The 12,195-nt window shown below is 60.5% G+C and carries 18 protein-coding genes; 15 read left to right on the forward strand and 3 right to left on the reverse strand.

Annotated elements, in window-relative coordinates; translation table 11 throughout:
• The first annotated feature begins 13 nt into the window (after positions 1–13).
• The 7 genes from GKR99_11265 to nuoF all read left to right on the forward strand — a co-directional run bounded on the left by GKR99_11265 (position 14) and on the right by nuoF (position 5,643).
• Entirely contained in the window at positions 14–1,222 is a 1,209-nt protein-coding gene (locus GKR99_11265) for an NADH-quinone oxidoreductase subunit D (protein ID NKB28090.1), read from the forward strand.
• Positions 1,219–1,674 carry a hypothetical protein gene (locus GKR99_11270; protein NKB28091.1) on the forward strand — a complete coding sequence of 152 codons (456 nt, stop codon included), beginning with the start codon at positions 1,219–1,221 and terminating at the stop codon, positions 1,672–1,674. The genes GKR99_11265 and GKR99_11270 overlap by 4 nt, the downstream gene beginning before the upstream one ends.
• Positions 1,675–1,836: 162 nt before the next feature.
• Positions 1,837–2,190 carry a hypothetical protein gene (locus GKR99_11275; GenBank protein ID NKB28092.1) on the forward strand — a complete coding sequence of 118 codons (354 nt, stop codon included), beginning with the start codon at positions 1,837–1,839 and terminating at the stop codon, positions 2,188–2,190.
• 81 nt (positions 2,191–2,271) lie between these two features.
• Positions 2,272–3,435: an NADH-quinone oxidoreductase subunit E gene (locus GKR99_11280; protein ID NKB28093.1), complete on the forward strand. Its 1,164-nt coding sequence runs from the start codon at positions 2,272–2,274 to the stop codon at positions 3,433–3,435.
• A 114-nt stretch (positions 3,436–3,549) separates the two neighbouring features.
• The gene (locus GKR99_11285) at positions 3,550–4,110 is read left to right on the forward strand and encodes an NADH:ubiquinone oxidoreductase (GenBank protein ID NKB28094.1); all 561 of its coding nucleotides are present in this window, start codon (positions 3,550–3,552) and stop codon (positions 4,108–4,110) included.
• A gap of 3 nt (positions 4,111–4,113) precedes the next feature.
• Positions 4,114–4,335 (forward strand): hypothetical protein, encoded by a 222-nt coding sequence (locus tag GKR99_11290; GenBank protein NKB28095.1) that lies wholly within the window; start codon positions 4,114–4,116, stop codon positions 4,333–4,335.
• A 12-nt stretch (positions 4,336–4,347) separates the two neighbouring features.
• Positions 4,348–5,643: an NADH-quinone oxidoreductase subunit NuoF gene (nuoF, locus tag GKR99_11295; protein NKB28096.1), complete on the forward strand. Its 1,296-nt coding sequence runs from the start codon at positions 4,348–4,350 to the stop codon at positions 5,641–5,643.
• A 47-nt stretch (positions 5,644–5,690) separates the two neighbouring features.
• On the opposite strand, the gene GKR99_11300 is transcribed toward nuoF, so the two are convergent.
• Both GKR99_11300 and GKR99_11305 read right to left on the reverse strand, forming a co-directional pair.
• Positions 5,691–6,383, reverse strand: coding sequence for a hypothetical protein (locus GKR99_11300; protein ID NKB28097.1), 693 nt, complete (start codon positions 6,381–6,383; stop codon positions 5,691–5,693).
• Positions 6,384–6,428: 45 nt separating this feature from the next.
• Positions 6,429–6,605: a hypothetical protein gene (locus GKR99_11305; GenBank protein NKB28098.1), complete on the reverse strand. Its 177-nt coding sequence runs from the start codon at positions 6,603–6,605 to the stop codon at positions 6,429–6,431.
• Between the two features lie 230 nt (positions 6,606–6,835).
• Here GKR99_11305 and GKR99_11310 point away from each other — a divergent pair, with 230 nt between their 5' ends.
• From GKR99_11310 to GKR99_11335, 6 genes are all read left to right on the forward strand, one after another.
• Positions 6,836–7,075, forward strand: a complete 240-nt coding sequence (locus GKR99_11310) for a hypothetical protein (GenBank protein NKB28099.1) — start codon at positions 6,836–6,838, stop codon at positions 7,073–7,075.
• Positions 7,075–7,488 carry a hypothetical protein gene (locus tag GKR99_11315; GenBank protein NKB28100.1) on the forward strand — a complete coding sequence of 138 codons (414 nt, stop codon included), beginning with the start codon at positions 7,075–7,077 and terminating at the stop codon, positions 7,486–7,488. The genes GKR99_11310 and GKR99_11315 overlap by 1 nt, the downstream gene beginning before the upstream one ends.
• Complete coding sequence (locus tag GKR99_11320; protein NKB28101.1) at positions 7,485–7,943, forward strand: DUF3291 domain-containing protein; 459 nt, start codon at positions 7,485–7,487, stop codon at positions 7,941–7,943. Before GKR99_11315 ends, GKR99_11320 begins: the two co-directional genes overlap by 4 nt.
• Positions 7,944–8,172: 229 nt before the next feature.
• Positions 8,173–8,580: a hypothetical protein gene (locus tag GKR99_11325; protein ID NKB28102.1), complete on the forward strand. Its 408-nt coding sequence runs from the start codon at positions 8,173–8,175 to the stop codon at positions 8,578–8,580.
• Positions 8,581–8,721: a hypothetical protein gene (locus GKR99_11330; protein NKB28103.1), complete on the forward strand. Its 141-nt coding sequence runs from the start codon at positions 8,581–8,583 to the stop codon at positions 8,719–8,721.
• A 180-nt stretch (positions 8,722–8,901) separates the two neighbouring features.
• Positions 8,902–9,285, forward strand: a complete 384-nt coding sequence (locus GKR99_11335; GenBank protein ID NKB28104.1) for a DUF3291 domain-containing protein — start codon at positions 8,902–8,904, stop codon at positions 9,283–9,285.
• Positions 9,286–9,385: 100 nt separating this feature from the next.
• Here the strand turns inward: GKR99_11335 and GKR99_11340 are convergent, their stop codons facing one another.
• Positions 9,386–10,279 (reverse strand): dihydrodipicolinate synthase family protein, encoded by an 894-nt coding sequence (locus GKR99_11340; GenBank protein NKB28105.1) that lies wholly within the window; start codon positions 10,277–10,279, stop codon positions 9,386–9,388.
• 9 nt (positions 10,280–10,288) lie between these two features.
• Between GKR99_11340 and GKR99_11345 the strand changes: the two genes are divergently transcribed.
• Positions 10,289–11,257 carry a sugar kinase gene (locus tag GKR99_11345; GenBank protein NKB28106.1) on the forward strand — a complete coding sequence of 323 codons (969 nt, stop codon included), beginning with the start codon at positions 10,289–10,291 and terminating at the stop codon, positions 11,255–11,257.
• Positions 11,258–11,264: 7 nt separating this feature from the next.
• Positions 11,265–12,179: a hypothetical protein gene (locus GKR99_11350; GenBank protein NKB28107.1), complete on the forward strand. Its 915-nt coding sequence runs from the start codon at positions 11,265–11,267 to the stop codon at positions 12,177–12,179.
• Positions 12,180–12,195: the final 16 nt, after the last annotated feature.

The raw sequence follows: 12,195 nt of genomic DNA on the forward strand, positions 1-12,195 counted from the left end.
GGTTGCAGGCATGATGGACGGCAATTTCGATGACGCGCTGACCGGCGAACAGAAAATCCGCAACTTCAACATCAACTTCGGCCCGCAACACCCTGCGGCGCATGGGGTTTTGCGTCTGGTGCTGGAGCTGGACGGAGAGATTGTCGAACGCTGCGACCCCCACATCGGCCTGCTGCACCGTGGCACCGAAAAGCTGATGGAATCGCGGACCTATTTGCAGAACCTGCCGTATTTCGACCGGTTGGATTACGTCGCGCCGATGAATCAGGAACATGCCTGGTGTCTGGCCATCGAAAAACTGACCGGAACGCCGGTGCCGCGCCGGGCCAGCTTGATCCGGGTGCTTTATTCCGAAATTGGCCGTATTCTCAATCACTTGCTGAACGTGACGACCCAGGCGATGGACGTCGGCGCGTTGACACCGCCGCTGTGGGGGTTCGAGGAGCGCGAAAAACTGATGGTGTTCTATGAACGTGCCTGCGGGGCGCGGCTTCACGCCGCCTATTTCCGCCCCGGCGGCGTGCATCAGGACCTGCCGCCCGAGCTGATCGACGATATCGAGGCTTGGGGCAAAGAGTTCCCTAAGGCGCTGAATGACATCGACGGGCTGCTGACCGAAAACCGGATATTCAAACAGCGCAACTGCGACATCGGCGTGGTGAGCGAGCAGGAGATCCTCGACTGGGGCTTCTCAGGCGTGATGGTGCGCGGATCGGGCCTGGCCTGGGATCTGCGGCGCAGCCAGCCGTATGAGCTTTATGACGAATTCGAATTTCAGATCCCGGTGGGCAAGAACGGCGATTGTTATGATCGCTATCTGTGCCGCATGGCCGAGATGCGGGAAAGCCTGAAGATCATCCAGCAGACCATTGATAAACTGCGCGATTGTCCGGGGCCGGTGATGACCCGTGGCAAGATTTCCCCGCCTGATCGGGGCGAAATGAAAACCTCGATGGAGGCGCTGATCCATCACTTCAAGCTTTACACCGAAGGCTTCCACGTCCCGGCCGGCGAGGTGTATGCCGCCGTCGAAGCCCCGAAGGGCGAATTCGGCGTCTATCTGGTCGCCGACGGCACCAACAAACCCTACCGCGCCAAACTCCGCGCGCCGGGGTTCCTGCACCTGCAGGCGATGGATCACGTCGCGACCGGGCATCAGCTGGCGGATGTGAGCGCGATTATCGGGACGATGGATATCGTGTTCGGAGAAGTGGATCGGTGAGCAGGCTGCGGATTGGCCTACTGTTTCTCATCCTCGCCGTAGGCGCTTTGATCGCGACCCCATTTATGCGCGGGACAACCACGCTCTATGAGGTTTCAGTCACCTGTAACATCTCCATGGAAGCGCTTGACCAACCTAGTGCTGCACTTACCCACGAAAATTCTGTATGTTTCACGAAAGAGTTGGCGGATGAATGGCGCTACATTATTGGTGAATACGGCTGGTTCAGCGGCACAACCGTTATCTCGGATTCATTTCGGCCGGACGATCTGTTCGTGGCCATCGCAAATAGCCAAACACGCCTGAGTCCTGGTTATGCGCGTTTTTGCAGTGAGATGATTCAGTCTGCTTTGGCAAATCAATCCGCTGAACTTGTTAATATTGCAAGATTGGACCCGCGTGGTGCGGCTTCATTGACGTGCCCATCCGAGGAGTCCAAAGGTGCCACGTAGCCATGTCTCAGATCAGCTTGATGACTTAATATTCGTTCGCTCCCAATTGGTACTTCGTCGAGACGCGGGTAACTTTGTTGCTAACAGCCTGTCGGGCCAACACAATCCTAGGGACCTCGGGTATCTTCCACCGAGCACCGTTTCGATTGCTGTATTGACGGCATGACCCTCCTCGTCACCCTCTGCGGGATCGTCACGATCCTGATCCTCGGCTACATGGCTTTCTTGTTCTGGCGCGACCCAGAGGACGGGTTGGCGCAGACCACTCATCGGGTTGAATTGCTGCCCCGCGTGATGGCCGACCGATACACGGCCTTCGCGATCCTCGCGGTGGTTCTGACGCTTTACGGCAACCTCTGGCTTATGGCGGCGCTGTTTGGTGTTTGCGCCTTCATGGGATTTGCGGATGGTCTGATCTACAAGCGGGCCGGGGTGGCGCATATGAAGCACACCGCCTCGGGCATCTTGTCGGCGGGGGCTTTGGGGGTCACATTGATCGCGATTGCGCTGGGTTGAGGCGCCGCAGATGTTGACACCGCCGCCGCTAGGGGCGACACGGATTATCAACAAGAAAGACACGCTTTCCGGAGCCCGCCCATGCTGCGCCGCCTTGCTGCTGAACAACCTGCTGCCTTTGCCTTCACGCCTGCGAACCAGAAATGGGCCGAAGCGCAGATCACCAAGTTTCCCGAAGGCCGCCAGGCCAGCGCGATCATCCCGCTTTTCTGGCGCGCGCAGGAGCAGGAGGGCTGGCTGTCCCGTCCGGCGATCGAGCATATCTCGGACATGCTGGGGTTGGCCCATATCCGGGGGCTGGAGGTTGCAACCTTTTACTTCATGTTCCAGCTGCATCTGGTTGGTTCTGTGGCAAATATCCAGATTTGCGGCACAACCTCGTGCATGATCTGCGGGGCCGAGGATCTGGTCGCCGTCTGTCAGGACAAGATTGCCGCCAAGCCGCATACATTGTCGGCGGATGGCAAGTTTTCCTGGGAAGAGGTTGAGTGTCTGGGCGCCTGCGCAAATGCGCCGATGGCGCAGATCGGCAAGGATTATTACGAAGACCTGACCGCCGCCCGGTTGGGAGAGATCATTGACGAACTCGGCGCCGGGAAGGTTCCCGTTCCGGGACCGCAAAACGGGCGCTATGCGGCGGAACCCCTGTCGGGGCTGACCAGCCTGAAGGATCACGCGGCAGGTCGGGCGCAATATAACGCCTCGGTCCAGCGGGCGGTGGATCTGGGCGAAACGGTCAAGCGCATTGACGGAACCGAAGAACCGTTCCGCGCGCCCTGGCAGGGTGGGGCAGAACAGAAAACGCCAAAACACGCCGCGCGTGAACGTGGCGAGGGCGTGACCCGGGCCGAAGCGGATACCCTGGAAACCGCAAGGCCAACCGAAGGCAACGTCGCACCAGCACCCAAGACCAGTGCCGCGCGCCCGAAACCGACACCGGCCAGCGCGCCGCAGGCAAGCGCGTCCTCACCCGGGACAAAGCCTGAGATGCTCAGCGAATCGCGCGGTGGAGACGCCGATAACCTCAAACATATCAAAGGGGTCGGACCGAAACTTGAAGCGTTGCTTCATCGCCTCGGCGTGTTCCATTTCGACCAGATCGCCGGTTGGTCGGCAGACGAAGTCGCCTGGGTGGATGACAACCTGGAAGGGTTCAAGGGCCGGGTTGAACGCGACAATTGGGTCTCACAGGCGAAAATCCTTGCCGATGGAGGCGAGACAGAATTCTCCGCACGCGCTAAGTAAGGGTGCTAAGGTATCACCCGGGCGTCTGAATTTCGGATACCTGACAGGGAGAGGACGGAGTTCAACATGGAAGATGAGAATACCCGCAGATTGGTAATCCCGGTTGGTGTAGGCATCGTGGTGTTTCTGCTGCTTTGGCTGCTTGGAATATTTGGGTTCTGGGGATCGCTGGCGATCGGTGCGCTGGTCGCATTGCTGATCCTGGCCTATCAGCGCTTCAGCGCGGCCGATGACGCTGGCGGAATGGGCGCAAGTTCCGGTGGCGCGATGACGCCGCAGTCCGAAGCCCCGCCCACAAGCGCCGCACCCAAGCCATCCGAACCGACCGAGCCGAACCCGGCCCCCGCACCGCCGCCCAAACCCGAGGCCCCTGCGCCCGAGCCCAAGCCAATGCCAGAACCCGATCCCGCGCCCGCCGCCCCGTCGTCTGGTGAGGCGGATCGCCCTGCGGCGCTGAGCGAGGCCCGCGCTGGCGGTGCCGACGATCTGACCAAGATCAAGGGTGTCGGTCCGAAGATGAACGCGATGCTGAACGGCATGGGGTTCTATCACTTCGACCAGATCGCCGCCTGGACCGAAAAGGAAGTCGCCTGGGTGGATGATAACCTGGCAGGGTTCAAAGGCCGCGTCTCCCGTGACAAATGGGTCGAACAGGCCCGCGAACTGGCCAAGTAAGTCTTGGCCGATGATCGCCAGCTTGCGACTGCCCGGCGGGCGCGCACGGTAAGTCTGGTGATTGCCGGCACGATGCTGCTATGGCTTGCAGCACAGTGGATCGGCCCGGCGGCAGGGATGCCGGGGCGGTTCGCATTTCTGATCGACCTGGCGGCGCTGGCCGCGTTTAGCTGGGCGATAGTGAACATCTATTGGATCTGGCGGGAACGTCAGAAGGACAGCTGAAAGTTAACGGCAATGCTCGACGATAAAGACCGCATCTTTACAAACATCTACGGGATGCACGACCGGACCCTGGCGGGCGCGAAGGCGCGCGGGCATTGGGACGGCACTGCGGGTCTGATCCAGAAGGGTCGCGACTGGATCGTGGAACAGATGAAGGCCTCGGGCTTGCGTGGTCGTGGCGGGGCAGGGTTTCCAACCGGCCTGAAGTGGAGCTTCATGCCCAAGGAAAGTGACGGCCGCCCGGCGTATCTGGTGGTCAATGCCGACGAATCCGAACCCGGCACCTGCAAAGACCGCGAAATCATGCGCCACGATCCGCACACGCTGGTCGAAGGCTGCCTGATCGCCAGTTTCGCGATGAATGCGCACGCCTGCTATATCTACATTCGCGGAGAATACATCCGCGAGAAGGAAGCGCTTCAGACAGCAATTGACGAGGCGTATGACGCAGGGCTGGTTGGCAAGAACGCCTGTGGCAGCGGATGGGATTTCGACATCTATCTGACCCACGGCGCGGGCGCCTATATCTGTGGTGAGGAAACCGCGCTTCTGGAAAGTCTTGAAGGCAAGAAAGGCATGCCGCGGATGAAGCCTCCGTTCCCAGCCGGGGCCGGGCTTTATGGGTGCCCGACGACTGTGAATAATGTGGAATCGATTGCCGTGGTGCCGACGATCCTGCGGCGCGGACCGGAATGGTTCGCAGGCTTTGGCCGCCCCAACAACGCCGGCACCAAGCTGTTCGCGATCAGCGGTCACGTGAACAACCCCTGCGTCGTTGAAGAGGCGATGAGTATCAGTTTCGAGGAATTGATCGAAAAGCATTGCGGCGGCATTCGCGGTGGCTGGGACAACCTGAAAGCGGTGATCCCCGGCGGATCATCGGTCCCCTGTATTCGCGGTGAGCATATGCGCGAGGCGATCATGGATTTCGATTACCTGCGTGAACAGCGCAGCGGCCTTGGGACGGCTGCGGTGATCGTGATGGACAACGACACCGACATCATCAAGGCGATCTGGCGGTTGGCGAAGTTCTACAAGCACGAGTCATGCGGCCAGTGCACGCCGTGCCGTGAAGGCACCGGCTGGATGATGCGGGTCATGGACCGGCTGGTCACCGGAGAGGCCGAGGTCGAGGAAATCGACATGCTGCTGGACGTGACCAAACAGGTCGAAGGCCACACGATCTGCGCGCTAGGTGACGCAGCGGCCTGGCCGATCCAGGGCCTGATCCGCAACTTCCGCGATGAAATCGAAGATCGCATCAAGCACAAGCGCACCGGACGGATGAGTGCGATTGCGGCGGAATAGGAAACCGGGTCGCCGACCGGTTTGATCCCGGCTGACCACGGGGTGCATCAGCAGTTGATAATCTCGTCCAGCGGGCTTCCCGGCGGCGCAGTCGAGCCTGAGATTTTGTGCCACAGGTGAAGTGCGTCTGTGCGTGGTGTTGTCAGATCCGCGATACAAAGCTCGGGATCGCTCAGCTGGACAGCATGCTGACAGTAGAGTGGATAGAAGCGATCGATCTTGGACACTTCCGTCCACAGATCCAGACGTTTGACCAGATGCGTAATCAAATGCGGCCCCCAGATACCCCAGCCAAGCGCCTCGACGCTGACCTTTTTGCCGAAGATGCGAGCGCGTTTCATCCTTCGCTGCCTTGATTCACGAAACCAGGGCGGGATGAAGTGATAATTTTGGGTCGCCTCACGCAGGAGTTCGGAAAACGGGCTGTTTGGTGGGTAGTTCAGAATGGCTCCGTTGACAAAATTCTCTCGCTCGGCCCCCATGATATAGGGCGTTTCCGTGATCGGACGCAGGCAAAATATGTCACAGTCCGCATAGGTGCCAAATCCTTCCGCGATAAGCCGATACCGGTAACGGTCTGATCCCAGCCACCCCGTCCGGCAGGTCGGCGGGGCGTTCGTAGCAATGCATCGTAACGGCGTGCCCGTGGCGCAGGAAGGATCGCACGCAGGCTGCGTGGATGGGGCCGATTGTGTTGAAAAACTCCGTTTTAGGGCCTGAACGATGATTTTTCTTTCCATGCAGCCCGATCCTAAATTTTTGGCGCGGGGGTCGGCCCAAATCGCCTACATGCGCTCACGCGCAGCCATGCGCTGTCTCGTGGTCAAAGCTTTCCGACTATTTCGCTTCATAGGTTTTCGCAAGAAATCCGCGACGCTCTGATTTCGGAGTTTTTCAACACAATCGGCCCAAAACAGACCCGTGCCAGAACATATTGATATCGGCGGGCATAAATCTCTCAAACAAAACTGACGCGACCGACTAACAACAAGCGTCGGGCCGAAGTGCAAGGGCATTCTGCTGCGCCCAGGTCTGCGGTTTCGGTGCATTTGTGGCGGATTGGCGTGAAAGATTTTGCGCAGAAGGCCGCGCGTACGAAATACCGGGGTGCGAAACCGCTGGTCTTCGCATTGTCGTCAGGTGACATTGTGGTTTAACCACACCAATCGGACGACACAGAACGCGAACAGTCATGAAAAAACTCCGCAACCTTTGGGATTCCATCCTGTCGTTCATTGCCGCGATCCTGACGGGGGTGATCTGTTTCGTGCCGGTCTGGGCGTCTTACCGGGCGATTGACGACGGGTTGGTGCCAATCTGGGTTTGGGGGGCGATCATTGCGCTGGGTCTGGTTGGTCTGGTGATGATCGCGGCGTTCCTGAGGAAGGCGCGCGACGGGGTGTCGCCGTTGCGCGACAGAAAGCGAAGGTAATGATGAAATCGAAAATTCTTGCGGGGGCCGCGCTGGTGGCGCCCATACTGGCCGGTCAGGTGCAGGTTGACAGCCATCTGCCGGAGGCCCCGGAGTATTATCTTGAAACGGTGATCGGTGTGTCGCTGGCCGAGCAGTATGTCTGGCATTGCCCGGACTTGCGCGTGAACGCAGAGGCGTTCGGCGCGGCCTATGCCGTCGTGTTGGAGCGGCTGGCAGAGATCGGCGTGCCATCGGATGCGCCGCACGAGCACATGCTTTTGCCACCAGCCGAGGAAACCGACGCTGTCATCCGCGACATGCTGGCGCGGAACGAAGACGCGGATGATCCGGGTGCGGCCTTTTGCGCCGAGGCCCGTGCAGAAATGGCCGCCAGTTCCGTGGTCGGCACATTCTTGGCCGAGGGCGAATGAAACAGCCTGCTGGACATCATCTGGCGCAGCTGAACGTCGGGCGTCTGGTTGCGCCGACAAACGATCCGCGTGTTGCCGAATTCATGGCGAACCTCGATCGGATCAACGGCTTGGGCAAGCGGATGCCGGGGTTTGTCTGGATCATGGAGGGCTCGGGCGAGCCCGGGACCGGCAACACCGAGACGGGGCTGGATGGCGATCCGCAGTTCGTGGCCAATCTGACGGTGTGGGAGTCGCTCGCAGCGCTGGAAACCTTCGTTTTCAACACGCTCCACTTCAAGTTCTTTGAGCGCCGAAAGGCGTGGTTTGAACCGTCGGATGGGATGCATTTCGTCATGTGGTGGGTGCCGGAAGGCCATCGCCCGACGCTGGACGAAGCCCGCGCGCGGCTGGCGCATCGGGCGGAACATGGCGACAGCGATCACGCCTTTGGCTGGGATTGGGGTGCTGATTAGGCGGTGTGGTAAGCGGTCAATACGCTTGGGCCTGAAACGAACCTGCCCGATCACAGTGCCGAGGGTCACAGCCATCCGGAGACGGATCGCTCAGGCGCGCAAGTGCGCCGGGCCCTGGCCTTAAGCAATCGCGCGCCCATGAACGAAATTGTCATTGCCCTTCGGTTTCGCCATTCGATAGATTGGGCACGTTGTTGATGTGCCAGTATTATTTGTTCGGAGTGACCCCATGCGTCCCTTTATCCTGTCGACCTGTCTTGCCGCCTGTATTGCCTTGCCTTTGTCGGCACAGGACCGTCCGGGCCTGGAATTCGAGGCGGAGATTGATAACTCGCTGCTGATCGTGATGACGGCCGATCTGATCCGCAAGAATTGCGAGGCGATTGATGCCCGCAAGATCAAGGCAGTTTTGTATATCAAGGGGATCGAACGGCGGGCGCGCGCGCTCGGGTATTCGAAGAAAGAGATCGAGCATCACGTTGAAGATGAAGACCAGAAGGCGCGCCTGAAGAAGATCGCGCTTGGGTATCTTGGCTCCAAGGGGTTGGTGGCGGACGATCCGGCGAGTTATTGCGCGGTCGGACGCTCTGAAATCTCGGCAAAAAGCACTGTTGGCAGGCTGCTGAAAGGTGGCTGAGTGGACGCGCCGGACAAAACGACCGAGATCGCGCAGATCAACGTCGCCCGGTTGCTGCACCCCTGGGGCGACGCGCGGGTTTCGGGGTTTACCAATGCGCTGATTGTGTTGAAAAACTCCGTTTTAGGGCCTGAACGATGATTTTTCTTTCCATGCAGCCCGATCCTAAATTTTTGGCGCGGGGGTCGGCCCAAATCGCCTACATGCGCTCACGCGCAGCCATGCGCTGTCTCGTGGTCAAAGCTTTCCGACTATTTCGCTTCATAGGTTTTCGCAAGAAATCCGCGACGCTCTGATTTCGGAGTTTTTCAACACAATCCGCTGAACCGGGTCAGCCGGGTGGCGCATCGCTCGCCGGGGTTCGTGTGGCAGCTTGAGGTCGGTCAATCGGCCCGCCCTGACAATGATCCCGATCAGGTGTTTGGGGTGGACCCATGTTTGGCTGTGACCCTGTCAGTCTGGAAAACGGCTGCGGACTTGCGGCGTTTTGTCGAGGATACCGTGCATGGCACATTCACAAAGCGCCGTGCAGAGTGGTTTGTGGCGTCAAACGGGCCGGCCTACGCGCTGTGGCCGGTAGCGGCTGGGCGTCGCCCGATGCTGGCCGAGGGCAAGGCGCGGCTAGAGGATCTGGCAAAGAACGGCTCAACCGCGCGCGCGTTTGATTTTGAATGGGTTGAGCGTGCCGACGTGTTGCTGGGTTAGGTTTCTGCTGGGCATCGAGAACCGGATTTACGTGACCGAAGCCGGGCAGGGGCCTGCCTGGCGGCTTTCTGTCACTGGAATGGTGCCGCCTGAACGCGCCCTACGTCCCAAACCGCGCCTGAAACGCTTCGCGATCCGCGCCGCTCAGCGCACGCAGCGGCGGGCGCATGGTTGTCCAACCGGGATCGCCGCTTTGTGCCATCAGGGCCGTTTTCAGCGCCGGGATGACCGGGTGGGCGACGATGAAGTCGACGTCGGCGCTGAGCGCCGCATCCTCAGCCTGCGTTTCAAACAGCGTTTGCATCCGCCGGGGGTAGATATTCGCCATGCCACAGATTGACCCGGCACCGCCAAGTGCGGCGGCTTTGTGCAACAACCGCTCATCCCCGACCAGAACCGGGATCGTGCGGCTTTCCAGCAGGGTGCGCGTGAAATCCCACTGACCGGCGCTGTCTTTCAGGGCGATGATCCGGTCGGGGAATGCCTCGAACAGGCGTGCGACCAGCTTGGGCGACAGTGGCACCTGCGTGACCTGGGGGATGTGGTACAGGATGAACCGGGCCTGCGGTGGGGCTGCGTCAAACACCGATTTGTGCCAGTCAAACAGCGCCGCATCGCCCGGATCCTTGAAATAGAACGGCGGCAGAAGCAGGAAATCCGTGATCCCAAAGCTGACCGCCTGCTGCACCTGCGCGAGTGTGTCGGCCACAGCGGATGCACACAGGCCGATGGTCATCACATCGGGCGACACGCCGCTGTCGATCATGGCTGCAATCGTCCGGGCGCGTTCGTCAAATCCGATGGATGCGCCTTCGCCTGTGGTTCCGAACAGCGTCACTCCATTGGCTCCGCTTTCCAGCATCGTCTTCGCGTGGCTGCAAAACAGGGGCAGATTCAGGCTGAAATCTGCATGAAACGGGGTCAGAAGCGCGGCTGAGAGTCCGAAATGTGCGATGTTGGTCCCCGTTCGATCATATTGAAGGATAAGTGAAATCTGCGCGTCATGCTATTGGCTGCGGGCGCGAGGTCAACGTATCATATTGGCATGGAATGCTGCGCCCATGCGCGGCCTCATGCGGGGATCACCATTATGCAAAGGGTCATTTGCGCCGGATTGATTGCCGCTGACCTTGTGTTTGATGTGGATGCGTTCCCTGTGAAAGGGTCGAAACACCGCGCGGGTGGGGCGCGGTTGATCACCGGTGGCGGGGCGCTGAATGCAGCCTCGGCAATTGCAGCACTTGGAGGGGTGGCCAGTCTGGCCGGGGTGGTCGGCGACGATATGTTCGGGGACTTCCTGCGCCGGGCGATCCATGATCGCGGGATTGACGACCGGTATCTGACCACCGTGACCGGGGCGGGCACGTCGTGTTCGGCCAATCTGATCTCGCCCGATGAGGATCGGACCATCATCAATCATCGTGATGGCAGTCTGACGCCAGATCTTGCGGATCTGCCAGCGAATTTCCCGTTCGATGCCGCATTGGTCGACACCCGCTGGGCGGAAGGGGCCGCGCATGTTGTCGCTGCGGCGCGCAAGGCGGGTAAGCCTGCCGTTGTGGACGCCGAGGCACCGGTGGCCCTTGCCCGCACAGCGTTAGAGGGTGCGAGCCATGTCGTCTTCTCTGAGCAGGGGTTGGCGGATTTTGCTGGGGCCTGCGACGGCGCGGCCCTGGCGCGCGCGACGACCCAACTGTCGGGTTGGTGCGCCGTCACCCGTGGTGGCGCGCCGGTCCTGAGCCATGACGGGCAGCGCTTGAGCCAGCATCCGGTGTTCCCGGCGGTTGCGCTGAATACGCTTGGGGCCGGTGATGTCTGGCACGGCGCATTCGCCCTGGCGCTGGCACGTCAGATGCCAGAACCTGACGCGGTGCGCTTTGCAAATGCCGCCGCATCGTTGAAAGTGCGGCGTCCGGTTGATGATGAGACTTGGCCCGGCGCAGCGGAAGTTGCGGCCCTGATTGAAGGATGATCCCACAATGCAAACGCCCGCGCAGGTGTTGACGCTGAAAGGCGCGCCCGTTCCGACCCAACAGGTGGGGGCGTTGCGTGATGCAGATCCGGGTGGCGATCTGGATCAGCAACTTACCACTGACAGCTACCTGCTTTTGCGGGGTGCCCATGACCCGGTCGAGGTTGAGGCCGCACGCCAGGAAGTGCTGCACCGGCTGGACGAGGTTGGCGAAGTGGCCGCGCCCGTGGAGCAGGGTATCGCGTCGGGCGTTTCCACGCGCCGCGCGCAGTATCCGACGACACAGGAACTGGGCGCGTTCTGGCGATCTGTCAGCGAAGGTGACGCACTGCGCCGGGTCATAAACGGGCCGCGCATCACGGGGCTGATGGACAGGCTGTTCGCAACCCCCTCCAAACCATTCGATTTTGCCTGGCTGCGCGCCATGACCGCCGGGCGGGCCAGCCCGTTGCATGTGGATCACCCCTATATGAACCGGGGCACCGTCCGTCTGGTCACTTGCTGGACGCCGTTGACACCGATCACCCCGAAGGACGGTCCGCTGTATGTTCTTGAGGGGTCGCACAACTGGGCAGACATCCGCCAGCAATTTGAAGGCCACGATGTGGATCGCGACCCATCCCGCCCCGGCCATATTGAGGGCGATGCGATCGCCCTGACCTCAGCCCGGCGCAGCCGGTTTCTGACCACCGAATTCGCGCAAGGCGATTGCCTGATCTTTGGCATGTTCACCGTGCACGGTTCCTTTGACAACAACTCAGCAAATAACCGGATCCGGTTGTCCTGCGATACCCGCTTCCAACCCGCAGACGCGCCAATGGACGAACGATTTGCGGGGCCGGATCCCTCAGCGCATGGCGGTCTGGGATATGGGTGCCTGTCAGCATCATTGCCGCTGAGCGAAGCCAGCACGGCGCGCTGAGGTGGCGAATGCAGTG

This window comes from Paracoccaceae bacterium, assembly GCA_012103375.1.
Taxonomy (GTDB): domain Bacteria; phylum Pseudomonadota; class Alphaproteobacteria; order Rhodobacterales; family Rhodobacteraceae; genus WLWX01.